Raw genomic sequence first — 22,504 nt, 5'->3', positions numbered from 1 at the left:
CCGAAAAAAAAACGCCGATCCAACATAAAAAAAGTAAAGTAAGTACCATTAGGCTAGCGCCATTCCGCTCACTGGTTGGGTTGTTTTCCCGTTGATGTGGACGTGGAAAATGAGTCGGTTTCCCCATTCGGAACACGGGGGCGTGTGCCACTGGTCGGCTTGTCCCAATACTGTTCGGCTCACCGTTTGCTGACGCTCTCAAATAATAGCTTCAATTAAAAATATTGATTTTAAGAGCAGCGTTGATTGGTTTGTTTTGTATCGGAAAACGTTTCCACGTGAGCGGAACGGCGCAAGCCGTCCGTTTGTGGGTGGACGATGTAAAGTGGAACCGTGCGATACTCTCGGCATTCGGAAACGAGTAATTCCGGTTTGTCACTCGGCGCAGAATTTGTACTGATACGTTTCGTGATCAGAGGCATCGACTCGACCCGGTTCTGGAGTCGGGTTGTCGGTTCAAAAACGGTGGCTGGCGCCATGCCGCTCATTTTTGGGTGGGAACGTTTCTACCGGCGGATAGCGCCGTCCCGCTCACAATATTACTATCGTGAGCGTTCGTGTTGTTCGTGGTCGAAATCACAGTGATCGATTCCATTCCCTAACTATACTCTTCTTCTATCAACCAGGGAATCTCTCGGATTCTCATTTGCCACTTCACCAAAGCTGCAAATCTGTCATGGTTCTGGAGATGATTAGCGTCGAATATAAAATTGTAGCCATCCTCCCTCACTATGCAAAAACTTCGACTTCTGATTTTGGGAATCTCGCCATCCAATAGGTTGACAGGTACGCGAGGGCGTTCATAGAGTGCCGTTTCTTCTGCAAGCACAATCTGATCCCAGGTAAAGACTTCCACCCGCTGATCGCGAATCACACAAAAACCCTCATCCCCAAGAAACACTCGCAAAGAGGCGATCGACCTGAGCCAGTGAAACAGAAAGATACTGGCAATAATCATTCCGGCCCCCAAAACACAACCGATGCTTAATGAAAACAGCGACTCTCCTTTCTCGACAAACAATGGCATCTGTTTCGCCCGACTCAGCTTGAACGCACACATGAATAAAAGGCAACAACCGCCCACCAATAAAAAAGAGACGATGATGTAACCGGCCATCTGATTGTTCCGATTTGGACGAAACATCTGCTGCACTTCACCGATGGGTCGATCTTCTGTTTGCACTATTCAAACTCGTCTAAAAGATTCTGTAGGTCACCTGCTTTCATATTATCAGAGATCCTAAACAAAACTCTTGTATAATCACATACTTTTAGCCAAAATCACCGATGTTGTTCATTTATTCGAGCTATACATGGTCTCTCCCCGACAGGTCCCCAATGAAACTCTTTCGTTTTCTCATCCTGACTTGTCTCGTTTTTGGTTTTCTGGACCTGGCGGGGGCGGAAGAGCAGGGGACGGAAGCGAGTCGTAAGCCGCGGCAGGGTGGCACTGGTGGCTTGCCACCAGTGAAAAGCAGTGAGGGCGTTCCAAGTTCTCTTGCCTGATTGAGGCCACTAAAATATCACCCGCTGTTTAGGATTGATCTCTCATATTCACACAGATCCAAGTTTCTGCTTTCGTTCACTCGCAACAAAGTAATCCCCAAAGACAAGAATGCTTTATCGGATTGTACGTCAACTCTCAACACTGTTGGGCCAGCCAACAGTGGCACCCGTTTGTGTGAGATTATTGAGAACTGAACTTGGATCCATGCCTCACTTTAATCCCCACTCACGCCCGCGAATACATACTCTACTGGCTGTCCGTCCTCATACACCGTCAAATAAACTGCCTGCCAGCGGTCGCAGAGAGCATGCAACCTGCCGTCCTGTTCGGCGGTCTGGATCATGGTTTTTGTTGGCTCGGTGGTGCCGAACAGGGTTTGCAGTTGGGACTCGCTGAGGGGAGTAGCGGCGCCCAGTTCTGGAGCAGGGGAGACACCTTCGATGTCGAGAATCGAATGCGTGCCCGCTTCGGCGCACTGTTCGAGGAGTTCGTCGATCGTCGTCGGCGGTGCGTCTTTTGGTTTCAGAGCCTCCCGCGCGGCGGCAGCGAAGCCGGCCTTGTCGATCTTTTGCATCATCTTCTCGACAGCGCCGGTCTGCTTCGTGGACTCGTTCGTATCAAGCCCCAGGCCGCCAAGCGCCTGATCCAGAGCCTGGCTGATCTTGAGCAGCTTCTTCAAATCCGCAGTCGGCGGCGCGACGCTGTTCAGCGTGGCATCATCCATCCCGTCGATCAGATCGCCGGGCAATGAATATTCACGACGGTCAAACACCGCCTGCCGCAATGTCTGTAATGCCGCGTTCGTATCTGCTTCATATGGACAATAATAAACCCAGCCACTCGCTCCCATGTTCGTCTCTCCCGATTGATATTGATCAACAATACTCCATTCCCACTAAAACTATTTTATTCTTTTTCCACGACCTGGAAATTCGAATCTTGTTCTAGTTGGGCCAACAGATTCTCGATACGCCTTCCACGAACACCGAAAGTGTAGTCACCCGGTTTGGTATGGGAAGGGCTGATCACAAAGACTTCAAAACCGTATTTGCTAAATCGGCTTGGGATGAATTTCCTGGCGTCTGAATTACTACACCAAGCATGAAGTTCATAAGCTTTTTGGGGAGAGATGACAGACCCCAAACAAATACGGATCGACTTTCGATTGGATCGAAAACCAAAATAATGGAAAAAGGCGACGATGATACAAGTCACCGTCAGCGCAATCAGATATCCCGTATTACTCATGCTGGTTGGTCCTATGTCTTATTAATAATCGAATCAAACTTGCGACACACTCACATTTGTAAACTGTGAGATTCAAAAACACAAGGCTGGCTTTCATTACCTAAGAGAACAGAGGATTTTGTACTACCACGAAAAACACGAAATGACACGAACGAAAAAAGAGAGCTTGGTTCGTTTCTTGATCGCCTGATCTCGACGTTCTACAATTTGGATCAACGACGATTGGGGCTTATGACTGGTTCTGCGGAACTCTGATGGGAAATGTTGATGTACGGCACTCTGGAAACGGTTTTACTCATCACGGCGACACTGGGTTCGGCCCTAATTGCCGGTGTCTTTTATGCATTTTCCACGTTCGTGATGGGGGCGTTGAAGCGGCTGCCGTCAGAGCAGGGGATCGCGGCGATGCAATCGATTAACATTGTTGTGATCAACGTCTGGTTTCTCGGTGCGTTCTTCGGTACGGGAATTGTCAGCGTGGGCGTGTTGGCACTCCTCCTAAAGGGGCCGATCAGTGTCTTTGCGATGGGAGGAACCGGCGTCTATCTCATTGGCTGTCTTCTCGTGACGATGTTCTTTAATGTGCCGCTGAATGACAGGCTGGCTGATGTCGCTCCTGATAGTGCAGAGGGACACAAAGTCTGGAACCAGTATCTGACGAAATGGGTATTTTGGAACCATGTTCGCACGCTGGCTTCACTGGTCGCAAGCGGTCTCTTTCTCGCAGCACTCGTTTGATGCTCTACTCCGCGATTGTGTTCGCATCAGCCTCATCAGCAGATTTTGTACTACCACGAAAAACACGAAATCACACGAAAATGAAACTGATTGTGTGCCACTGGTCGGCTTGTCCGACAGTACTGGTTCGATCTCATAACAAACGAGCCAAGTCCAGCGTAGGGGTCGTCCCATGTGACGACCCGCAGGGTTGGCGTTGAGGACAGCGCCCGCATTCGCAAGGTGAGGTTGGTTCCATTTGAACGGTTTATCAATTTCGACCATCGACAGGCGGGGCGACACGTGGATCGCCCCCTACCTCTGGATGCTTCATAGCCGCCTGTTGCCGGTATGGGTTTGGGTCGCTGTATCAAAAACGGCGCCTGGCGCCGTGCCGCTCACACTAATACATCTCGTGTCTTTCGTGGTAGCAAATGAAATGACGTGCCACCTGTTTCGGTGCTGATTGTTTATCTGAGGCCGTCCGGGGGATATCTGGTAGGATTCTCGAATGGCGGGCGGACACGAGGGTACCGCCCCTGCTTTTAACAGTCAGGTATTCGGATTCATTGTTTCTATTAATAAGATTGACGCCAGATTCTAACAGTATTGGTTGTCATTGCTCTGCTGTTAAATGGATTATCATCAGAGATACGAGGGAGTCAAGCTAAAATGGAATTTTGCGACACACGAACCGGTGCTGAGATGCTGCGAAGTGGAGACGAGACATGCCTGATGTTGTGCGATGGTGTGTCGAAGTGGGTTGATACACACTGTGTGAAACGCACGATATTTTCAAATGTGGCTGAAACCAGTGGGTTTTGTAGTGCTCATATTGTGAGCAATCACGGTCTTCACCTGAAACGATGGTGCTCTTTCGCGCGCGACCCACAGCGGAGCAGTTTCGGGAAGTGCGCGATCAGGTCAAGAGGGATTTTCTGCAGTGAGAGGTTGTTTACGCACTGGTGTCAAACGGGAGCGAAAAGAGAATTTGATACGACCACGAAAAACACGAAATCACTCGCAATATGAATTAATCTGGGACTTTTCTGGCGGGTTGTCAGTTACTACTGGCGATTCTGAGGGCCATGTAATTGATCAGGAATTTTTGATTGCGAGTTTCTCAAACCGGATTCATTTCAGTAGAATACATGCTCGATGTAGCAACAAAGCAGGAGACATATCATGCAAGACATCCAATTTAGTTTTGAACGAGTCTGGAGTATCGACGTGCGGGGCAAACATCTGCTGGAAGGCCCCGTGCTTTCCCCCGATGGCACGCGGGTTTATTTCACCGACTGCTTTCAGGGGACAATCTACGAATTCGACCCCAGTCAGCCCACGGTCGCACCGGTTGAAGTATTCTCTTACGCACCCTACTGTTGTAACGGGCTGCAGTTTCTTCCGAACGGCAAACTGATCGCCTGCCTCTGGAAGGGGCTGATCTGGCCGAAAGGCATGCTTCATGAACTCGACCTGCACCATAAGCCGACCCCCAAAACAGAGGAACGGATCTCACATTCCACGGCCGGCAAACAGTTCCGACACCCCAACGATCTTGCAGTGGATGAAGAGGGGGGCATCTACTTCACCGACCTCCGCGGCGGTCACGTCTATTACTATAGCTGTGGGGACACTCAGGCGACGTCCTGTCTGGAACTGGATAAGCCTAACGGGATCGAATTGCAGATAAAAAAAGGGAAAGCGGTCTCGCTGTATGTCGCCGAATCCGGAACGTCGTCTGTGTTGCAGTATGAGATCAAAAGCCCGGGGGTCATCGGCGAACAAATCGCCAATCAGCGTTTCAAGATCAAACATGCCGTCGATGGTCTGGCGCTGAGTCCCACTGGCCTGCTGTTTGTCGCAGAAAAAGGAGCCGTCTATGCACTGGACGCCCACCTGGACCCGATTGGACGTGCGCCGCTGATGAAACAAGATCCGCCGACTCCTTCCAATATCTGTTTTATTGACGAAAAACGATTTGTCGTAACCAGCTACCGTTCCTTATTATGTCCCAACAAAGCAGAACTCTTCATTGGCACAATCGATGATTAGGAAAAACAGAACTTATCCCGCATTCCAGAAAATCGGTTGCCCGCCGTCAGAATCATCTGGAAAGCCAACTCGCACTCTGATACGCTCAAACTCATACTAAGCTTTTGAATACGCCACTCACAAACCCAGAGAAGAAACGAGGCAAATCGTTTCGAGTGCGAGTTCTTCAGAAAAGGGGCATCTCATGATTCGTTACTGTACCATTCTATTCAGTTTTACATTCGTATTAGCCACTTGGGAAATGAACGACGTGGCGTGGGCACAAGGGATACAGGTCCGTTTCTCGTCACTTGCAAAAACATCCCGCATCAAACCGGCTGACTTCGTGTACCACATTCGTACCGACTCCATCACCCCCGAAGCGAGAAGCAAGCAACTTGTCGAGGAAGAGCGTGTTTACGGTCTTCTCCTCAAGTCAGACAAATGCGTTCGCAAACAGGGGCCGTCTACCGAACAGGACTTCAATCAAAACAACTCCTTTAGTGCCATCGCCAAACCACACCAGAAATGAGATGCTAAACCAAAGCACCTTCATCAGAGATCAGGAGAAAGTATGAATTGGTTTTATACAATCAGAGTTTTACTAGTCGTCGGCTGTCTATTTTACTCTGCCGACGTGCCAGCGGCTTTCGCCCAGAAACCAACCGGGGACGAAATACCTGAGCAGGTGGAATTACTGCATACTCTACTACAAGGAATGCAGGAGCAGCGGGAATTGCTGAAATCGGGGGAGTTCAAAGCCGACGCCGTCGTGACATCTCCCCTCGCGGAGCTACGTATTGAACTGAAAGCAGACTGTTTCTTTTCCCAGCAGTTCAAACAGTTTCGCTTCGACCAGGATGTCAAACAGATCACCCCACATCTGAAAAACAAAGGCGAAACACGAACGCTGCGTTCTCGTTCCATCTACATCAGAACGCCAGAATACAGCATTCACACCGAAGGCAATAACACCGGCGTCCGGATCAACGAACCGGAATATAAACCGTATGGCTATTATTCGCCGTTTGATGTCCGCGTAGTCGGACTCATCAACGACTTCGAACTTATGCGCGGCATGTCGCACTCAGGCAGTCGCTGGTTCCTGCCAAGAGTGATGCAGATGTATCAAACCTATAAGCTGGAACGAATTATCCCACAACGCAAAGGCGTGTACGAGGTAACCTGGCTGTTCGGAAAATCAAACGAGTTCAAGCTCGTACTTTGGATTGACGAGCGGCACGGATTTACTCCCACGAAGTACTCTGCTTATCGAAAAACGGGTACGCCAAAAATGTTCGGCCCTATGCCCGTTACCAACAGTGAAATCACCTGGAAAGAAATCGAAAATGTCTGGGTCCCGGTCGTTTTAAAAACAGAAAGTCAGTTCAATCATCAACGACTCGAAATGAAATTCGAGTGGCTTAAGATTAATCAACCCGTTCCCGTAGCTATTTTCACCGTTGAGGGAATGAAACTTCCGAAAGGCAGACGGATAGAAAATAATCTCGGAGAACCTGGGATCATCGAAACATCGGTCATCGACCACCGCTTCGGAACGAAAAGATTGATCCGCGGCGGCGCATTTATTCCAGACAATAACTCTGACGATAAATAGTCGCACAGCATAAATACTTCTTGGGCGGAAAGCCGCTTATTCCACAATCGTGCCCAGATCCCGTAGCAATTCGAATGTGAACAGGCCCGTGTTGTGCCCATCACTGAAGGTGATGCGATAGGCGTAACTGCCCGTTAGGCTCATACGGTCAACTTTGATCGGCTGTAGTTCGACGGGGGAAAGCACAGTCAGTTCCATGGGGTCCGCGGCTTCTGCTGTTTTTTCATGACGGCACGCCGCACATGGACAGGCATTTCGTAATTCCAAATAGGTATAGCGACGCCGTTGACCATCATTCCAACCAATCAACAGGGCTGCTTCGTCAATCAGTTTCAATTCAGTGGGAGTGAGGTCCATGCAGTCTTTATTTCTTTTTTGCATCGAGGAGTACAATATAATACTCGATGCCGTTGATTTGTTTTCGTTTCCAGCCGTGCGGAATGGCAGATTGTCTGGGAACAACAGTGACCTTTTTCCTCGGCAACTGAAGTAGCATCGGAGGAGCCTGTGAAGGAGCCTGCGGGAGAACCATCCTGAGGGGGGGCTTTTCGAGCTGTGCCACCCGTTTCTCAAGTTGTTTGATCCGCTTCAGCAACTCCTGTACGTTCGCTTCTGATGAATCCAGTTCAGGAGCACTGTGTAAAATCCCCGTCAGAAGACTAATCATAACAAACATTACCATCAGTGGAATAGTCCAACGTCGCATGAGGAAAAACTCCTTATCCTGTTGTTGAGTGAAAATAAATCCGTTCACAAACCCGAATCAGAGAAACCAGTCCCGATCACCGTTTGGCGTTACGACCAGTCGAAAAGTTCCCTGAATTTCTCAACAAACGTTTATTTCAATGCCGGCATTGTAACGGATGATAAGTCCAAAAGGCTTCTACTGGCAACAGTGGTATCACCATGACCAACGGATTAAGGAAAATGCTCGGAAACAAGACTGAACCAACGCTCTTAGTGGCATTTAATGGATAACAAGATCTCTTTTAAGTTCTCCATTGAATCAGGTTTATCCCTCCACGCACACTTTAAAACAGCGACCTATGATTCAGTAATCAGGCTTTATACAGCCCCATCATCGAGCAGTAGAGCTGCATGGAAAATCGTAAAAGCCAACTTGGTACAAGGCTGAAAAAAGAGAGAAAGCCCTAAGTGGATAAAACTGACATGCCGACTAATGAAATCTCACAAGAGCTTGCTGACGAGACGAATTTTCGCATACCTCGATGGCAGATGCTGTCCTACACATTTCTTGCCGTCATCCTCATTGCCGTCTTCATTCCACTGGAACAATCAACGTGGCAGGGGAATACTGATCTGCACACGATGATTGAAGTGGCAGCGACATTGATGTCTTTAATCATCGGTGTCCTCGCGCTCGTTCGATTCTATACCCGAAAAGATAATTATCTGCTTTACATCGGAACCGGCTTTATCGGAACCGCATTTCTGGACGGCTACCATTGTTTAGTCACAAGTTCATATTTTCATAACCTGTTTCCGTCACCTCCTCCTTCATTAATTCCCTGGAGTTGGAACGCCTCTCGTCTGTTTCTATCAGTTTTAATGTGTCTGAGTTGGTGGGCCTGGTGGTGGGAACGCAAAAATCCAAAAGCGCAACACAAAGAAACCGTGGTCTATGGCTTCGTGTCTGTTCTTACAGTACTCAGTTTTTTATTCTTTGCGTTCGTTCCACTTCCCAAAGCATACTACCCTGATCTGATTTTCGGTCGACCGGAAGAATTGATTGCAGCACTATTTTTTGGTATTGCGCTGGTCGGTTTCTTAAGGAAAGGCAAGTGGAAATCAGATTCGTTCGAGTACTGGTGTGTCATGTCTCTGATGATAGGCTTGTTTTCACAAGCCCTCGTCATGTCCCGCTCCTTCACTCTATTTGACAGCATGTTTATCTATGCACATCTCCTGAAAATAGTCAGCTACCTCTGTATCTTCATCGGACTGCTGACCAGCATGTTCATCCTGTTTCGCAAGGCCGAAACGAGCTCACAGGAACTGGAGTCTTCATGGCTGGAACTGCAGGAGGCCAAGTGCGCCGCGGAATCTGCAAACAAGTCCAAAAGTGAGTTTCTTGCCAACATGAGCCACGAACTCCGCACACCACTCAATGGTGTCATCGGAATGACGGAACTGCTTTCAGGCACAAATCTGAGTCACAAACAGCATGAATTTGTTAAAACCTGTCGCAACAGTGGTGAGTCGCTGCTTAATTTAATCAACGACATTCTTGATTTCTCAAAAATCGAAGCGGGAAAGCAGGAAATAGACTGTCATGATTTTGATTTAGAACTGCTTGTCATGGATACCGTCAGTACCATGTCCTGGCGCGCAGCAGAAAAAAAACTGGAGCTGCCGTGTTATGTTGATCCTGCCTCACGATTTGTGTTGAAAGGAGACAGCTATCGACTGCGACAGATTCTCGTGAATCTGGTTGGTAACGCGATCAAGTTCACAAATATCGGTGAAGTGGTTGTCCGCACAAAGACAGTAGCACGACAGGATAATCAGATCACAGTTCGCTTCTCGGTCACCGACACTGGAATTGGTATCTCTGAAGACAAAATCCATCAACTGTTCCAGTCTTTTTCACAAGTGGATGCATCGATCACACGCAACTACGGCGGGACAGGATTAGGCCTGTCGATCTCTCAAAGTCTTGTGGAATTGATGGGGGGAAAGATTGGAATCGAAAGCGAACTGGGAGCTGGCTCGACATTCTGGTTTGAAATCCCTTTTACGATCATGGCTGAATCAGAGACAACGCTTACTAACATCAAGCCGCTTGCAGGAAAACGCTGTCTGATTGTCGATGACAATCTTGCTAATCAGAAAATCCTGCAGAAATATGTAACTGAATGGGACCTTGAATCTGTCACAGCGGCTTCGGTCGATGAGGCATTGGCTGCTGTCGAATTTGCGAATACCAACAACACACCATTTGACCTGGTCTTAACAGACTTCATCATGCCACAACAAAATGGTTTGGATTTGGCCCGGGAACTGAAAGATCAATCCCTTATAATTGTTCTCGTATCTGGCTCGACATGTATTGATCTCAGTCCCCGTGAATTGCACGATTACAATATCGATGCCACTCTCAGCAAGCCAATCCAGAGGTACTCCCTGTATGATCTTCTCTGCGGACTGTTCAACGAGAACCAGAACAAACAAATCCCATATATTGCTGGTGACAATACGTTTGTCGCAGCTAAGGCCAATCTGACATCCAGCCATATTTTGGTCGCAGAAGACAACAACATCAATCAGATTTACGTTACAGAATTGATAAAACAACTGGGCCATACATGCGATATCGCTAACAACGGTCACGAAGCGCTCCAACGCGTTCGGCAGAAAAAATATGATCTGGTATTGATGGACTGCCAGATGCCCGAACTGGATGGTTTGGAGGCCACTCAGCGAATCAGACAATTAGAATCTGAGGGGACACTCAAAGGACATCTCCCTATCGTGGCACTGACGGCCAACGCCATCAAAGGCGACCGCGAACAATGCCTGAAGGCAGGCATGGACGACTATCTCAGCAAACCGGTACAAAAAGAGCAGATTATCAACGTATTCAAACAGCAACTGACTAACCCACAAGAGAACTCGGAGAAAACAAAAATGACAGAGGCAGAAAGTAAGAGCGACCCTGATTCAACAGATTTAGCGTCAATTGATGCCAAGACACTGTTGGATCGTTGTTTTGGCAGCCTGGAACTTGTCAGTTCACTTTTGCATGAATTCGAATCGACGGGCCGGTCGCGAATCGAGGAAATTCGGCAAAAAGCCGCAGAGCAAGATGCCAGTGCGATCACTCATGCAGCACATTCACTCAAAGGAGCAAGTGGCGTACTTTGCGCGACGTCTCTGCAACAACTCTCTGCAGAGATCGAACAGGCAAGCCATGTAGAAGACCTGGGAGGAATCGAATCGCTGATACATACTCTTTCAGCAGAAATGGAACGCTGCCTGAATGGCTTGCCAATGCTTCGAGATGAAATCCAGCTAATCAAAGCCAACAATATTTGAAATACTGATGGCTCAAATGCAGTGGGACTCCGGAAACTTAATCCGCCCCGAGCCTGCAGCCTGATTACTTTTAGGCTGGAACCTTAGCACCACATCACTTCAGAAAAGTGGAGTCACTCGCCAAGATTCGCTCGATACCAGCGATAGAGTTGTCGAAACGGCGGAGTAAACTGCTGTTCGTTTTCGTGTAACATCTGGTCTATGACAGACAGTTCGAAAAACTCGCCTCGTTCAATCTCTTCAGGATCAAACGTGAAAGGCCCATCGGAGAACGTGCGAAACAGAACGGTATGCTCATTCGCGTTGTGAGGGGTCCCGGGAAATTTCTCCAGCCATTCCAACGGGGTCCCAATTCCGATCTCTTCCAGCATCTCCCGTTCAGCTGACTCCAGATAATCCTCGCCGGCACTCAGATGACCGGACGCGGAAGAAGTATAACAGTGGGGGTACTCATCTTTGGTGACTGAGCGAAACTGCAGTAATAATGCCCCCGCAGAATTGAAGACAAATACATTTGCGGCCCGATGCAGCAATTTTCGCGCATGCACGACAGAGCGGGGCAGTTGTTCTAAAACCTGGTCGTGTTCATCGACCACATCAAACAGTTCTTCTGATTTCATCGCCATCAACTTACTTCGCGCAGAGTAAATAGAAGACCGACAGAAAAACGGCTACTCTGGCACAGTGTTACTTTTGTTCAAACAGCAGGAAGCCTGATTATTTCAATCTAAATCACTGCACAACAAAAGCAGGATAGCAGAAAACTAAATCGAATTCTCGGAGAAATAACTTTCTTCGAAATTTTCCTGCCCTTCGTCGTCGTAATAGCTGACAACGTAATTGGCCATGCCGATCGTGATGACATCACCAGGATACAGGGGCGCTTCATTCACACTCGCGGAATTCACAATCGTTCCATTGGTCGATTCCAGATCACGCACGCGGACGGCATTATTATGGAACGTCAATTCACATTGTTGACGACTCAACATTGGATCCAGGATCCGCAGTTCACAGCAGTTACTTCTCCCAAGCACTACAGGTAACTCATCAACACAAACTTCAATATCTGGTAGATCAGGATGATCACTGATAAGATGAATTTTCATGGAAGGAACCTTTTCACTCTCGAGCAGAAGTTAAATCAGTGTGGTGATTTGTCAACATCTGCGGCTGGGGTAGGCCAAATGGGGGTAGGACCAAGTGAGGGTAAATAACTGCAGGACATAAATTCACATACGTGAATGCTTATGTGTAATTCTACTAATACTGTTTGCACCATGCAATGGGAAACCTGAAAAAGATCGCAAAATCTGAATTTCCCTCAGAATACGGGAAATCATTGATTTCCTAATGAACGTGGAATCTGGGAATTCAGCCGGATTTCTCTGGCGATGTTTCGTAATTCCCAGAAAATAGTACCGGTAGTAACTTCCTTAGTGGTAAAATTTTATCAGGCCATTTTGTTTCCTTTAGAGTCAGAGAATCTCGTGATCGAGAAAGGTAATCTTCTACGATGGGCAACTTTGTTGGTTCGTTTATTCTGTTTCAAACCACCCTCGATCAAAAAGTCCACTGGCTGGCACACTGGAACTATGAACGCCAGGAATTCATGCTGCCCGGGGCCAAAAAAAAACCTTATGAAACCTTCCAGCATTGCCTAATTTCTGAAATCGAAAAGACATTCGAATTAGTCCCTTTTGAGGACTTTATCATCTCACAAGATCCACAGGCACATCTGGCATTCAGCGACAAACCATCAACTGAGCACCCCTCTGAACATTATATTATTGAACTGTTCGACTTCCAGGCTCTCAAAAGTTCGGCTCGTAAAATATTGGACGCCGACCTCCGTAATCGCTGGGTCAACGAACAGGATATTGAAGAGGGCACAACCGCAGACGACTTTCCCATTGCCGGCCTGTTTCGCGCACTGTTCCACAAAGCCAACCTCGATGGTCGTCTCTCCTGACATCGAATTGATTCTCTCAAAATACTCAGGCTGCCTGCTCATCAGGTTTCCGTTTCAGCATCGTTTCAGTAGAATTTACTCTGAAGACGCCTTGATTGTAGTATTTTTGATTCCTTTGGATCTATAATGGAAACAATCTGAGACGAGGGACCGTTCTGCTCTTGCAAGATGCGATCTAATAAACCACTTTTTTCATTTATGCTGAACCGAGCACATTGCCCGGATCCTAAGCTTTGGAGAGATCGATGAAACGCTTCAAAACAATGACCATGCTGGCAGCCGTGCTCGCAATCGCCTGTTCGAATTCTTTTGCTGGCGAAACCAGCAAGAAATCAGTGTCCCCCGTCTTGAAACACAAATTAAAATCCCTGGATGGCAAAGAAGTCGATCTCAGTAAATACCAAGATAAAGTCTTACTGATTGTCAACACCGCCAGCAAATGTGGCGCAACTCCCCAATACAAAGATCTGCAGGCACTACACGATAAATACAAAGACCAGGGTCTGGTCGTCCTTGGATTTCCCTGCAACCAGTTCGGCGCCCAGGAGCCCGGAACCGCGCTGCAGATTTCTGAGTTCTGTACCAAAAACTACGGCGTGACGTTTGACATGTTCAGCAAAGTAGACGTCAACGGCGCAGAAGCCAGTGACCTCTTTAAATACCTGACATCTCAAAAATCAAAACCTCTATCCGCTGGCCCGGTGAACTGGAATTTTGAGAAATTCCTGATCAACCGTGATGGTAAACTCGCCGCCCGCTTCCCGACACGTCAAAATCCGCAATCAGAAGAGGTCACAAAGGCCATCGAAACCGAATTGAAAAAGAAATAATCATTTTCTGATTTACCCCAAAGGGATACATCTGCATGAGATGTGTCCCTTTTTTTATAGATTGTCTGACATGCACTACAACTTTTTCTCTCCACAACAAATCTGTTTCGGTTGGAATCGATTTCAGGAAGTCGGACAACGGGCCGCTCCACTCGGCACACGCGCTTTGATCATCAACGGCTCCCGTTCGCTGGAATCAGATGGAGTGCTTGATGAATTAAAACGTTTGCTGCTTCGGTCTAATATTGAAAGCGAATTCGTCCGCACCATTTCTAATGAACCGGAGGTTGCTGACGTTGACCAGGTCACAAACATCCTGCAACATCTGGGAGCTGGGGAAGGGGATTTTCTGATTGGCATTGGAGGCGGCTCAGCCATTGATCTGGCCAAAGCCTGCGCCGCCATGGTCACCAACCGAGAAAGCGATACCGTTCTCGATTACCTGGAAGGCGTCGGTCAAGACTTACAACTGAAACAGGCACCTCTGCCGCTGCTCGCGATTCCCACCACCGCCGGAACGGGTAGCGAAGCGACTAAGAACGCCGTTATTTCCAGTTATTCGCCCGCCTTTAAAAAGAGCTTACGTGCCGACCAGATGATTCCGAATCTCGTGCTCTGCGATCCGAAACTGGCCTGCTCAGTTCCCTCTGAAGTGACAGCCAGAACCGGCATGGATGCAATTACCCAATTGCTGGAAAGTTATATCTCCTGCCGCGCACAACCCATTCCGCAGGCACTCTGTCTGCAAGGTCTCAAACTGGCTTTGCCCGCACTGGCAGAGGCAGTCGAAGAGGGAACATCCCGCAACGCCCGCGAATGCATGGCGCATGCAGCACTGCTCTCGGGAATCGCGTTGGCCAACTCCGGCTTAGGCATGGCCCACGGCGTCGCTCCCGCGCTGGGCATTCACTGCCGCATTCCCCATGGTTTGGCCTGCGCTGTGATGTTGCCTGCCACACTGAAAACCAACTTGTCGGTGCGACAAAAAGAATACGCCGAAATCACCCGATTTATCGCCCCGGAACTTTCACTCTCGGAATCAGAGGCGGCTCAACACCTGATTGACAAGATCGAAGCCCTCAATCATCGCATCCAAATCCCCCACAATCTCGCAAGTCTGGGCGTCACCCGCACACAAATCCCAGATCTAGTCGCCAGTTCCCGAGGCAACAGCATGAGCGGCAATCCGCGCGAACTTTCAGACGCCGAGCTCACCCAAATCCTGGAAGACCTGCTGTAAACGATTTCCTCCTACAAGTTACTGGACTTGTGAAGAGCGCTCATTTCATTCTGAGATTGTATTCGTTAAAATGCTTGTTTGACATTCGCACTCATGGAGAAAAGATTAGATGCCCAGATCCTTTTTTAAGCTGCTCCCCCTTGTACTCTTTATCATTAGCGTACTCTTTATCTTTAGCACATCCGGTTTCGCGCAGGCAGACACTCCTGTTTACCATTCAGTCAAAGCCAAACTGGTCAAACCTCGCCAGGGAATCGGCAATACGCTTCACAAGCTCAAACAGAACGAAGAAGTCCGCGTGGCGTATCTGGGTGGTTCCATCACAGCGGCTGCCGGCTGGAGAGTCAAAACAACCAAATGGCTAAAAGAAGCTTTTCCGCAAGCGAAAATCCACGAAATTCACGCCGCCATCGGCGGAACCGGCAGTAATCTCGGAGCGTTTCGTGTGGACCATGATGTTCTGCAACATCGCCCTGATCTGGTCTTCGTGGAGTTTGCCGTGAATGATGGAGGCCGACAACCGGAGGCCATCTGGGAATCGATGGACGGGATCGTCCGTCAGATCTGGAAATCAAATCCAGAAGCCGATATCTGTTTCGTCTATACCTTTCGTGTGAAATATGAACACGACCTGAGAAAAGGTAAGTGCCCCCGAGCCGCTTCCGCGATGGAACTACTCGCCGATCATTATGGCATTCCGTCAATCAACGTTGCATTGAAAATCGCGGAGCTAGAACAGCAGGGAAAACTCAAATTCACTTCCGACACTCCCGTAGCCGATGAAATTGTGCTCTTTTCCAAAGACGGCGTACATCCCCTCAGTGAGGGTCACGAGATCTACACTGAAGTCATCGCCGATGCCATCAAACAGATGCAGTCCACTTCAAAACCCATCAATCATGCATCAAAACTCAAACAACCGTTTGTCACTGGACACTGGTCTGATGCCAAGATGGTCCCCTTGAATCGCTCAATGCTCTCCGGCAACTGGCAAGAACTTTCAGCCGACAACACTCTGCAAAAACGATTCGGCGGTCGCATGGGGCAAATCTGGGAAGCCGACAAGCCAGGCAGCCGCATCACGTTTCGCTTTCGCGGCACGCAGGCAGCCCTCTATGATTTGTTAGGTCCCGACGGCGGACAAGTACAGATCACCGTCGATGGAAAACCGCATTCGAAACTAACCCCACGTTTCGACAGCTATTGCACATACCATCGCATCGCCACTTTGGAACTCGGACAGAATCTGGACCCGGACATTGTCCATACGGTGACTATTGAAATTCATCCGGAACAGCCGGACCGTAGCTCTGTCTCGTTTCGTCTGAAAAACCCCGAACAGGAACTCAAATCCCCCAAATTTCAGGGAACCAAAATCCGCGTCGGCAAAATCATGTTACGTGGTGAATTAGTTCCTTGATACGGTTGAGAGAATAATTCCTTTACCCCTTGTACCAGATAAGGCATTCAAATAATGATCATTGCAGCCGGCCTGAGTCCGGCCTGGCAACAGATACTGGAAGTGAATTCTCTGCAAGTCGGAGAAGTCAATCGCTGCCAGACTGCGCATTGGTGTGCTTCAGGCAAAGTAATCAATGTGGGAATTGCACTTCAGCACCTCGGCAGTCCTTGTGAAACAATTTTTCCTGCGGGCGGTTATGCCAGGAGCCTGATCGAAGCGGAGCTGAACGAACTCGATGTTTCATTTCGTGACCTCGACCAACACAATCCAACTCGTATCTGTACTACAATTCTGGATCGCGCATCAGGCCAGACAACAGAGCTTGTTGAAAACGCAACGCCGCTCTCGGAACAGGAAGTCAAAGCGTTTGCCGCCGAGTACCGTCGCTGCGCCGAAACAGCCACAGTTGCCGTCCTCACTGGATCGCTGCCAGAAGGAGCCCCCACCACGTTTTACCGAGACCTCATCGCCAAAACAAACTGTCCGGTGATTCTCGACGCACGAGGTGCCGAATTGGAAGAAGCATTATCAGCGACTCCCTTTCTGGTCAAACCCAATCACGAAGAACTCGAACGCACACTCGACCGCTGTCTCTCCAGTACCGAAGATTTAATCAAAGGCATGCAGGAAATCAATCGCCGCGGTGCGACCTGGGTCGTGATCTCACAGGGAAAATCAGCCTTGTGGGCCACATCCGCCGATGAGGTTTACCGATTTACTCCGGCTTCAGTCGAGGCAGTGAACCCCATTGGGTGTGGTGATAGTCTCGCTGCAGGCATTGCCTGTGCTATCTATCGAGGCTGGACGGTTCCCGAATCGATTCGCTGGGGTATGGGCGCCGCAGCCGATAACCTGACACAATTACTGCCCGCCCGACTTTCCGAATCCAGCGTGCAGGAATTCTATGAGCAGGTCGAAATGGAACAGGTCGTCTGATGAATGAGGCTCCCAGTGACCCCGACTGCCTGCTGGAAGCCCGGCAGATCGGCAGGCAGACATCAGCCGGACAATGGTTAATCCGAGATGTGTCGCTCTCTGTCCATCCCGGCGACCGGATCGCCATCGTCGGTCCTACTGGTTCAGGTAAAACGCTTTTCCTGCGTTCGCTGGCCATGCTCGATGAATTCCAGGAAGGGGATCTACAGTTTCGGGGCGCGCGTCTCAAAGATAAACAGCTCCCCGAATTTCGCAGTCAGGTCGTTTATCTGCAGCAACGACCGGTTTTGATTGAAGGGACCGTAGAAGACAATTTGAAATTCGCACTCCAATTCCAGGTAAACCAGAACAAATCGCACAACATTACATCGATCATCAATTTATTAAACATCTTTGACAGGCCGGAATCATTCCTGCAACGCCAGTCCAGCGCCCTCTCAGGAGGAGAAGGGCAGATTGTGGCCTTACTGCGCGCCCTGATTCTCTCGCCGCAAATTCTGTTACTGGATGAACCCACGTCTGGCCTCGACCCCAGCGCCACGGAACAGTTTGAATCAATCATTCTCAAATGGCTCACGACCTCAGACAAAACACCCGCCTTGGTCTGGATTACCCACGACCACAGCCAGGCACAGCGCATTGCCAGGCAGATCATGACTTTTCCCACAGGGACACTCTCTCCCGTTCAGGGAAGCAATTGATTCTATCCCAAACCGTCTGATGAAGTTATTTTAAATTATTCAGAATCAGATTGGAAAGAAATTGCAAATCAATTATGCTTAGCATTGTTGGACTATCTCTCACCCATTCTAAGGAGACAACCGATGCCTATTGAGATTCAAGACCACGCAGATCAGAACTACGTCGAAATTAAACTCTCCGGCAAACTGGTCAAAGAAGACTATCACGATTTCTCGCCCATCATCGAAACGTTGATTGAACAACGCGGCCCGCTGCATATGCTGGTCGAGCTGGATGATTTTCATGGCTGGACCGCAGGCGCCCTTTGGGAAGACGTCAAATTTGACATGAAACACTTCAAAGACATTGCGCGACTGGCAATGGTTGGTGAAAGTCAGTGGGAAAAAGGCATGGCCAATTTCTGCAAACCGTTCACGAAAGCCAAAATCAAATACTTTGACGTCGCAGACACAGAAGCAGCCAAGACCTGGATCGCGGAAGAGAGTTAAACCAATAGACTCAGCAGATCATTCAGCTGCTTGCGCTTCGCAAAAGCGGTTCACAAGCTGTACCAGAATTTCAGTCGTCCATTCCTGATCGGCGGGAATGGCGACTGCCTCTGCCTGTTCGGTTGATGTTAGTGGTTCCAATCCTGTCAACTGACGTGCTAAAACTTCAGTCGTCGCATCAGAAGGATCGCCGCCTGCAGCCTCGCGCGCCGCAATCCGCGATTCCAGAACACTTTGGTCCGCCGTAAAGTACAACAGCAGAAAAGGTACTTTCAGCTTCTCAGCCAGTTCCCGAAACAGGCTGCGTTGCCAGATTTTGAGCGTAGTAGCATCGACAATTACATTCCAGCCCGACTGCAGAATTGTTTGCGCGAGGTCAGACAATCGCTGATAGGTCTTTTCGGTTGTCTCTCGAGAATATAGGTCTGTATCTGCGATCTGTAATTCCGTCTGCAGCCGTTTGCGTTCCGCATCAGAACGAATGCGAATCGCATTCATTCCTTCCAGAAGTAAGCCACTCCCGTACGATTTCCCGCTCCCCGATACGCCGTGCGTCAACATCAGCAGCGGTTCTGTCGGCGTGACGTATTTCTTTGCCAGTTCCAGATAGGACCAGAACTCCTCACGAATTGCTGCACCTTCCGCTTCCAAATAATGATGCTGGCTCAACCGTAATGCAGCCACTTTCGCACGCACCATCGCTCTGTAGGATAAGTAAAACCGCAATAACGGGACGCCCGCATAATCGCCGGTCCGTTCCAGATAGCCATTCAGGAACTGCATGGCAAAATCGGCGTGTCCACGATCTTCCAGATCCATTACCAAAAATGCCACTTCGCTCATCACATCCCCCCAGCGCAACGCAGCATTAAATTCCAGACAGTCAAATAAAGTGACTCCCTTTTCACTCAGAATCATATTATTCAAATGCATATCGCCATGGCATTCGCGAATAAACCCACAAGACTTGCGTTGCGCCAATAATGATTGATGAGATTCATACCAGTGTTCATTCTCCGTACGAATCAACGCGACCATTTCCAGAATCGAATCATCGGACGAAAACAACTCGCCCAGGTGGCGAAAGTTTTCTTCCACCGGCGCCATAATTTTGTCCGGTCTGCCATACTCCATGTCGTCGCCGGCAATGTCGATTTTTTCGTGAAACGTGGCGACTTCCTGAGCCAGTGAATCAATCTGAGTCACTGTCAGAGTGCCTTGCTCAATCGCATGACTCAGTAGATGCTCCTGAGAAAATTGAACCATTTGCACCGCGTAATCAATGACTTCGCCGGCCCCATCCCATTCCGGTTCCGCCTCGGTTCCGGTAATGGGAATGACCTTCAGATACAGATCCGGCGCCAGTCTGCGATTCAGACGGACTTCTTCCTCGCAGTATTTCTTACGCAATTCTAACGTCGAAAAATTGACGAACCCCAGATCCACATGTTTTTTCAGTTTATACGCAAAAGGTCCTGTCAGCAATACCAGGGAAATATGCGTCTCCAGCACCTGAAATTTATCAACGGGATGATCATAAAGGGATTTATTCTGTAGTGATTCAATCAACATGCTGCTTCTTCCATGCTCCTGCTGCGTTGAATGTAATTCTGGATGAGGTCATATTATAACAGAATCGAAGCAGTGCGCAGAGCGTAGAAACAGACTCAAGTCGGTTTTTGCGCGATCAGAATGTAGTAGGGGACTTTGCAGGACGGCACAAAGGGCAGGCTCCCCTGATTTTCCGTCAGCGAGATCATTTCAAACCGATCCAGCAGGTAAGGCAAATGATCGGAATTGAGAAACACATTATCGCCGGCAAACCAAGTCGGCCAGAAATGGCGTTGAAACCAGGAGTGCGAATGAAGATGCGCGCGCGGATATTTTCTTGAAACGTAAAAATCAACAATTCCCAGGGTTCCTCCCGGGCGCAACAGATCCCAGGCATGATTCAGAGCCTGAAACCAGTCCGGAATCATCGTTAATGAGTAAGAAAACGTAACCAGATCGACTTCTGATTCCGGAGGCGTAAACAGAGTCGCATCGTCGCAGACCGCTTTCACATTTCTCCAGCCTCGATCAGAAATTCGTTGCGCACAGACATCGAGCAGGGGTTGACACAAATCGACAAGGTACGCACGTTGAAACTGCGCAAGCCGCTGCCCCCACAATTCGGCGTTCTCACCCGTTCCTGCTCCCAGATCGACCCAGACACCATCTTCGGCGACTGGCAGACTCTCAAACAGTTCACAACGCCCGTGCAATAATCGTTTGCGGAACTGATCATAACCGGCAGCCTGACCTCCATAAAATGAATTGAGGCGTTCGGCGTGCGTTTGGCCATCAACGCGGGAAATCAACAGGTGCCACAACGTTTTAAAATCATTTAACCGCGCACTCAGATTGCTCATTTCATCCTGCTTTCAAAAAAACGTCCTGGCCCCTCGCTTCATTCACCGCGTTACACCAACAGATCCGCAATATAGAAACTGCCGTAGGTATTCACGCGGTCCCGCCCATGCAATTCCGAAGCCAGTTGGCTCTGGTAGTTCAGCAGTTCGCCGACTTCACGACTACGTCCTTGACACTGCACCTTCAAAGGATCAATGAAATCGACTTTCATACCGGCACTCCGCCAGAGAATCCGAGTCTGTTCGGCGGCGCGATCCAGAATCGCCTGCCATTCGCTCTGCAGCATCTGAGGCTGCGCGCCGGCCATCCAGTCCATATGGTCCAACAACACATAACGGGATATCGTGCCCGAATGCTGTTTCAGAAATCCTTCCACGGTATTCGTATTCACGGTGATCCGATCGATCAGCCCCGCTTTGAGTCGCTCAAAGTTTTCCGGCTTAAGATATTCGGGACAACAATCCGGTTCATAACTTCCCGTCAGATAGACGCGCCAGAAATAATTATCCTGCAGAGACCGACTGGTAAAAACGGTCTCGATTCGATCGATTACAAACTGCACAATACCGCCAGCATAACATTGATCGATCTGCGCCCGTTGCGCGCGGGGTACACCCAGCATCGACAGCGTCAAATCTCGCCCCATGCTCCATTTAATCATTCGCGTCCATAACAGTTCGCTCAACTGACGAGATTGATAAATGTCGTTTTGCTCCGTCACATCTCGGGCTGCCAGTAAAGAATTAATGTCGTCGCGAATCTTAGCCACCCGGTCGATGTAACAGTTTACAAACCAGGCAAATAGACCCGATGAACCGCGGAAATAAAAACTGGATCGTTTGCCGTCACATGAAAAGAATTTCCCGTGACGGTCCCAGTATTTCCGAGACAGTAATGAGAGATCGGAACGCAGGTGCTGTGAATAGAGACTCTCCCAGTTCCGGGATTGTCCTCGGCCAAACAAATCAAAAAACGACTCATAATCCAGATTGCGAATCGCCGACAATTTTAACTCCAGAAGAGCATTTTGTTTGGGATTCATATCGACGGCATGTACCCGTCGCGGCTCATCCAGCAGATAGTCCAGTGCGTTGCAACCCGCGGAGGTAATCACCATAACTTCGTCATCCGGGCCGAGACTCAGAGCCCGTCGATCGAGTCGGGGATCTTCCCAACAAGTGTTATAAACCAGATTTCCCTGATGAACCCACTGAAAACTCTTACGGCTGATCTGTTCAGAAATCATAACATTAGCTCCCACTAATTGGATCAAGACAAGGTT

The 22,504-nt window shown here is 49.0% G+C and carries 24 protein-coding genes; 13 read left to right on the top strand and 11 right to left on the bottom strand.

What is annotated here, in order from left to right:
* Positions 1-230: 230 nt before the first annotated feature.
* Both AAC022_RS22655 and AAC022_RS22650 read right to left on the bottom strand, forming a co-directional pair.
* Positions 231-479: a hypothetical protein gene (locus AAC022_RS22655; RefSeq protein WP_339734749.1), complete on the bottom strand. Its 249-nt coding sequence runs from the start codon at positions 477-479 to the stop codon at positions 231-233.
* A gap of 119 nt (positions 480-598) precedes the next feature.
* Complete coding sequence (locus AAC022_RS22650) at positions 599-1,144, bottom strand: hypothetical protein (RefSeq protein ID WP_339734748.1); 546 nt, start codon at positions 1,142-1,144, stop codon at positions 599-601.
* 194 nt (positions 1,145-1,338) lie between these two features.
* On the opposite strand from AAC022_RS22650, the gene AAC022_RS22645 reads away from it, so the two are divergent.
* On the top strand, positions 1,339-1,506 hold the full coding sequence (locus AAC022_RS22645) for a hypothetical protein (RefSeq protein WP_339734747.1): 168 nt from the start codon (positions 1,339-1,341) through the stop codon (positions 1,504-1,506).
* Positions 1,507-1,721: 215 nt separating this feature from the next.
* Here AAC022_RS22645 and AAC022_RS22640 read toward each other — a convergent pair whose 3' ends face one another.
* Complete coding sequence (locus AAC022_RS22640) at positions 1,722-2,357, bottom strand: hypothetical protein (RefSeq protein WP_339734746.1); 636 nt, start codon at positions 2,355-2,357, stop codon at positions 1,722-1,724.
* A gap of 56 nt (positions 2,358-2,413) precedes the next feature.
* Positions 2,414-2,755 (bottom strand): hypothetical protein, encoded by a 342-nt coding sequence (locus AAC022_RS22635; RefSeq protein WP_339734744.1) that lies wholly within the window; start codon positions 2,753-2,755, stop codon positions 2,414-2,416.
* A gap of 267 nt (positions 2,756-3,022) precedes the next feature.
* On the opposite strand from AAC022_RS22635, the gene AAC022_RS22630 reads away from it, so the two are divergent.
* From AAC022_RS22630 to AAC022_RS22615, 4 genes are all read left to right on the top strand, one after another.
* Positions 3,023-3,493 carry an anthrone oxygenase family protein gene (locus tag AAC022_RS22630; RefSeq protein WP_339734742.1) on the top strand — a complete coding sequence of 157 codons (471 nt, stop codon included), beginning with the start codon at positions 3,023-3,025 and terminating at the stop codon, positions 3,491-3,493.
* A 1,164-nt stretch (positions 3,494-4,657) separates the two neighbouring features.
* Entirely contained in the window at positions 4,658-5,527 is an 870-nt protein-coding gene (locus AAC022_RS22625; protein WP_339734740.1) for an SMP-30/gluconolactonase/LRE family protein, read from the top strand.
* 184 nt (positions 5,528-5,711) lie between these two features.
* Positions 5,712-6,038, top strand: coding sequence for a hypothetical protein (locus AAC022_RS22620; RefSeq protein WP_339734738.1), 327 nt, complete (start codon positions 5,712-5,714; stop codon positions 6,036-6,038).
* 42 nt (positions 6,039-6,080) lie between these two features.
* Complete coding sequence (locus tag AAC022_RS22615; protein WP_339734736.1) at positions 6,081-7,124, top strand: hypothetical protein; 1,044 nt, start codon at positions 6,081-6,083, stop codon at positions 7,122-7,124.
* A 36-nt stretch (positions 7,125-7,160) separates the two neighbouring features.
* Here AAC022_RS22615 and AAC022_RS22610 read toward each other — a convergent pair whose 3' ends face one another.
* Positions 7,161-7,481: a DUF971 domain-containing protein gene (locus tag AAC022_RS22610; protein ID WP_339734734.1), complete on the bottom strand. Its 321-nt coding sequence runs from the start codon at positions 7,479-7,481 to the stop codon at positions 7,161-7,163.
* A 7-nt stretch (positions 7,482-7,488) separates the two neighbouring features.
* Positions 7,489-7,830 (bottom strand): hypothetical protein, encoded by a 342-nt coding sequence (locus AAC022_RS22605; protein ID WP_339734732.1) that lies wholly within the window; start codon positions 7,828-7,830, stop codon positions 7,489-7,491.
* Positions 7,831-8,294: 464 nt separating this feature from the next.
* Between AAC022_RS22605 and AAC022_RS22600 the strand changes: the two genes are divergently transcribed.
* Positions 8,295-11,180, top strand: coding sequence for a response regulator (locus tag AAC022_RS22600; RefSeq protein ID WP_339734730.1), 2,886 nt, complete (start codon positions 8,295-8,297; stop codon positions 11,178-11,180).
* 113 nt (positions 11,181-11,293) lie between these two features.
* Here the strand turns inward: AAC022_RS22600 and AAC022_RS22595 are convergent, their stop codons facing one another.
* Together AAC022_RS22595 and AAC022_RS22590 are read right to left on the bottom strand one after the other, a co-directional pair.
* Positions 11,294-11,806, bottom strand: a complete 513-nt coding sequence (locus AAC022_RS22595) for an NUDIX domain-containing protein (protein ID WP_339734728.1) — start codon at positions 11,804-11,806, stop codon at positions 11,294-11,296.
* Between the two features lie 138 nt (positions 11,807-11,944).
* Complete coding sequence (locus AAC022_RS22590) at positions 11,945-12,289, bottom strand: FHA domain-containing protein (protein ID WP_339734726.1); 345 nt, start codon at positions 12,287-12,289, stop codon at positions 11,945-11,947.
* A 407-nt stretch (positions 12,290-12,696) separates the two neighbouring features.
* On the opposite strand from AAC022_RS22590, the gene AAC022_RS22585 reads away from it, so the two are divergent.
* The 7 genes from AAC022_RS22585 (at position 12,697) to AAC022_RS22555 (ending at position 18,810) form a co-directional block, all read left to right on the top strand.
* Complete coding sequence (locus AAC022_RS22585) at positions 12,697-13,152, top strand: hypothetical protein (protein WP_339734724.1); 456 nt, start codon at positions 12,697-12,699, stop codon at positions 13,150-13,152.
* 245 nt (positions 13,153-13,397) lie between these two features.
* The gene (locus tag AAC022_RS22580) at positions 13,398-13,982 is read left to right on the top strand and encodes a glutathione peroxidase (RefSeq protein WP_339734722.1); all 585 of its coding nucleotides are present in this window, start codon (positions 13,398-13,400) and stop codon (positions 13,980-13,982) included.
* 70 nt (positions 13,983-14,052) lie between these two features.
* The gene (locus AAC022_RS22575; protein ID WP_339734720.1) at positions 14,053-15,222 is read left to right on the top strand and encodes an iron-containing alcohol dehydrogenase; all 1,170 of its coding nucleotides are present in this window, start codon (positions 14,053-14,055) and stop codon (positions 15,220-15,222) included.
* A 109-nt stretch (positions 15,223-15,331) separates the two neighbouring features.
* Positions 15,332-16,642, top strand: a complete 1,311-nt coding sequence (locus AAC022_RS22570; RefSeq protein WP_339734718.1) for a GDSL-type esterase/lipase family protein — start codon at positions 15,332-15,334, stop codon at positions 16,640-16,642.
* Positions 16,643-16,696: 54 nt separating this feature from the next.
* Complete coding sequence (locus tag AAC022_RS22565) at positions 16,697-17,620, top strand: 1-phosphofructokinase family hexose kinase (RefSeq protein ID WP_339734716.1); 924 nt, start codon at positions 16,697-16,699, stop codon at positions 17,618-17,620.
* Complete coding sequence (locus AAC022_RS22560) at positions 17,620-18,321, top strand: ATP-binding cassette domain-containing protein (protein ID WP_339734714.1); 702 nt, start codon at positions 17,620-17,622, stop codon at positions 18,319-18,321. The genes AAC022_RS22565 and AAC022_RS22560 overlap by 1 nt, the downstream gene beginning before the upstream one ends.
* A gap of 123 nt (positions 18,322-18,444) precedes the next feature.
* Positions 18,445-18,810 (top strand): STAS/SEC14 domain-containing protein, encoded by a 366-nt coding sequence (locus AAC022_RS22555; RefSeq protein WP_339734712.1) that lies wholly within the window; start codon positions 18,445-18,447, stop codon positions 18,808-18,810.
* Between the two features lie 18 nt (positions 18,811-18,828).
* On the opposite strand, the gene AAC022_RS22550 is transcribed toward AAC022_RS22555, so the two are convergent.
* The 3 genes from AAC022_RS22550 to AAC022_RS22540 form a co-directional block, all read right to left on the bottom strand.
* Positions 18,829-20,382 (bottom strand): AAA family ATPase, encoded by a 1,554-nt coding sequence (locus AAC022_RS22550; protein WP_339734710.1) that lies wholly within the window; start codon positions 20,380-20,382, stop codon positions 18,829-18,831.
* 95 nt (positions 20,383-20,477) lie between these two features.
* Positions 20,478-21,221 carry a class I SAM-dependent methyltransferase gene (locus AAC022_RS22545; RefSeq protein WP_339734708.1) on the bottom strand — a complete coding sequence of 248 codons (744 nt, stop codon included), beginning with the start codon at positions 21,219-21,221 and terminating at the stop codon, positions 20,478-20,480.
* A gap of 50 nt (positions 21,222-21,271) precedes the next feature.
* Positions 21,272-22,468: a BtaA family protein gene (locus tag AAC022_RS22540; RefSeq protein WP_339734706.1), complete on the bottom strand. Its 1,197-nt coding sequence runs from the start codon at positions 22,466-22,468 to the stop codon at positions 21,272-21,274.
* Positions 22,469-22,504: the final 36 nt, after the last annotated feature.

This window comes from uncultured Gimesia sp. (assembly GCF_963976445.1).
GTDB lineage: Bacteria > Planctomycetota > Planctomycetia > Planctomycetales > Planctomycetaceae > Gimesia.
Note: the sequence above shows the minus strand (reverse complement) of the source record. Positions and strands in the feature narration are given on the sequence as shown.

Coding starts and splice junctions, on each gene's coding strand:
- AAC022_RS22575 (WP_339734720.1), top strand. CDS start 14,053: ATGCACTACAACTTTTTCTCTCCACAACAAATCTGTTTCGGTTGGAAT.
- AAC022_RS22635 (WP_339734744.1), bottom strand. CDS start 2,755: ATGAGTAATACGGGATATCTGATTGCGCTGACGGTGACTTGTATCATC.
- AAC022_RS22570 (WP_339734718.1), top strand. CDS start 15,332: ATGCCCAGATCCTTTTTTAAGCTGCTCCCCCTTGTACTCTTTATCATT.
- AAC022_RS22580 (WP_339734722.1), top strand. CDS start 13,398: ATGAAACGCTTCAAAACAATGACCATGCTGGCAGCCGTGCTCGCAATC.
- AAC022_RS22630 (WP_339734742.1), top strand. CDS start 3,023: ATGTACGGCACTCTGGAAACGGTTTTACTCATCACGGCGACACTGGGT.
- AAC022_RS22590 (WP_339734726.1), bottom strand. CDS start 12,289: ATGAAAATTCATCTTATCAGTGATCATCCTGATCTACCAGATATTGAA.
- AAC022_RS22555 (WP_339734712.1), top strand. CDS start 18,445: ATGCCTATTGAGATTCAAGACCACGCAGATCAGAACTACGTCGAAATT.
- AAC022_RS22550 (WP_339734710.1), bottom strand. CDS start 20,382: ATGTTGATTGAATCACTACAGAATAAATCCCTTTATGATCATCCCGTT.
- AAC022_RS22560 (WP_339734714.1), top strand. CDS start 17,620: ATGAATGAGGCTCCCAGTGACCCCGACTGCCTGCTGGAAGCCCGGCAG.
- AAC022_RS22540 (WP_339734706.1), bottom strand. CDS start 22,468: ATGATTTCTGAACAGATCAGCCGTAAGAGTTTTCAGTGGGTTCATCAG.
- AAC022_RS22600 (WP_339734730.1), top strand. CDS start 8,295: ATGCCGACTAATGAAATCTCACAAGAGCTTGCTGACGAGACGAATTTT.
- AAC022_RS22650 (WP_339734748.1), bottom strand. CDS start 1,144: ATGTTTCGTCCAAATCGGAACAATCAGATGGCCGGTTACATCATCGTC.
- AAC022_RS22605 (WP_339734732.1), bottom strand. CDS start 7,830: ATGCGACGTTGGACTATTCCACTGATGGTAATGTTTGTTATGATTAGT.
- AAC022_RS22595 (WP_339734728.1), bottom strand. CDS start 11,806: ATGGCGATGAAATCAGAAGAACTGTTTGATGTGGTCGATGAACACGAC.
- AAC022_RS22620 (WP_339734738.1), top strand. CDS start 5,712: ATGATTCGTTACTGTACCATTCTATTCAGTTTTACATTCGTATTAGCC.
- AAC022_RS22545 (WP_339734708.1), bottom strand. CDS start 21,221: ATGAGCAATCTGAGTGCGCGGTTAAATGATTTTAAAACGTTGTGGCAC.
- AAC022_RS22610 (WP_339734734.1), bottom strand. CDS start 7,481: ATGGACCTCACTCCCACTGAATTGAAACTGATTGACGAAGCAGCCCTG.
- AAC022_RS22615 (WP_339734736.1), top strand. CDS start 6,081: ATGAATTGGTTTTATACAATCAGAGTTTTACTAGTCGTCGGCTGTCTA.
- AAC022_RS22640 (WP_339734746.1), bottom strand. CDS start 2,357: ATGGGAGCGAGTGGCTGGGTTTATTATTGTCCATATGAAGCAGATACG.
- AAC022_RS22655 (WP_339734749.1), bottom strand. CDS start 479: ATGGCGCCAGCCACCGTTTTTGAACCGACAACCCGACTCCAGAACCGG.
- AAC022_RS22585 (WP_339734724.1), top strand. CDS start 12,697: ATGGGCAACTTTGTTGGTTCGTTTATTCTGTTTCAAACCACCCTCGAT.
- AAC022_RS22645 (WP_339734747.1), top strand. CDS start 1,339: ATGAAACTCTTTCGTTTTCTCATCCTGACTTGTCTCGTTTTTGGTTTT.
- AAC022_RS22565 (WP_339734716.1), top strand. CDS start 16,697: ATGATCATTGCAGCCGGCCTGAGTCCGGCCTGGCAACAGATACTGGAA.
- AAC022_RS22625 (WP_339734740.1), top strand. CDS start 4,658: ATGCAAGACATCCAATTTAGTTTTGAACGAGTCTGGAGTATCGACGTG.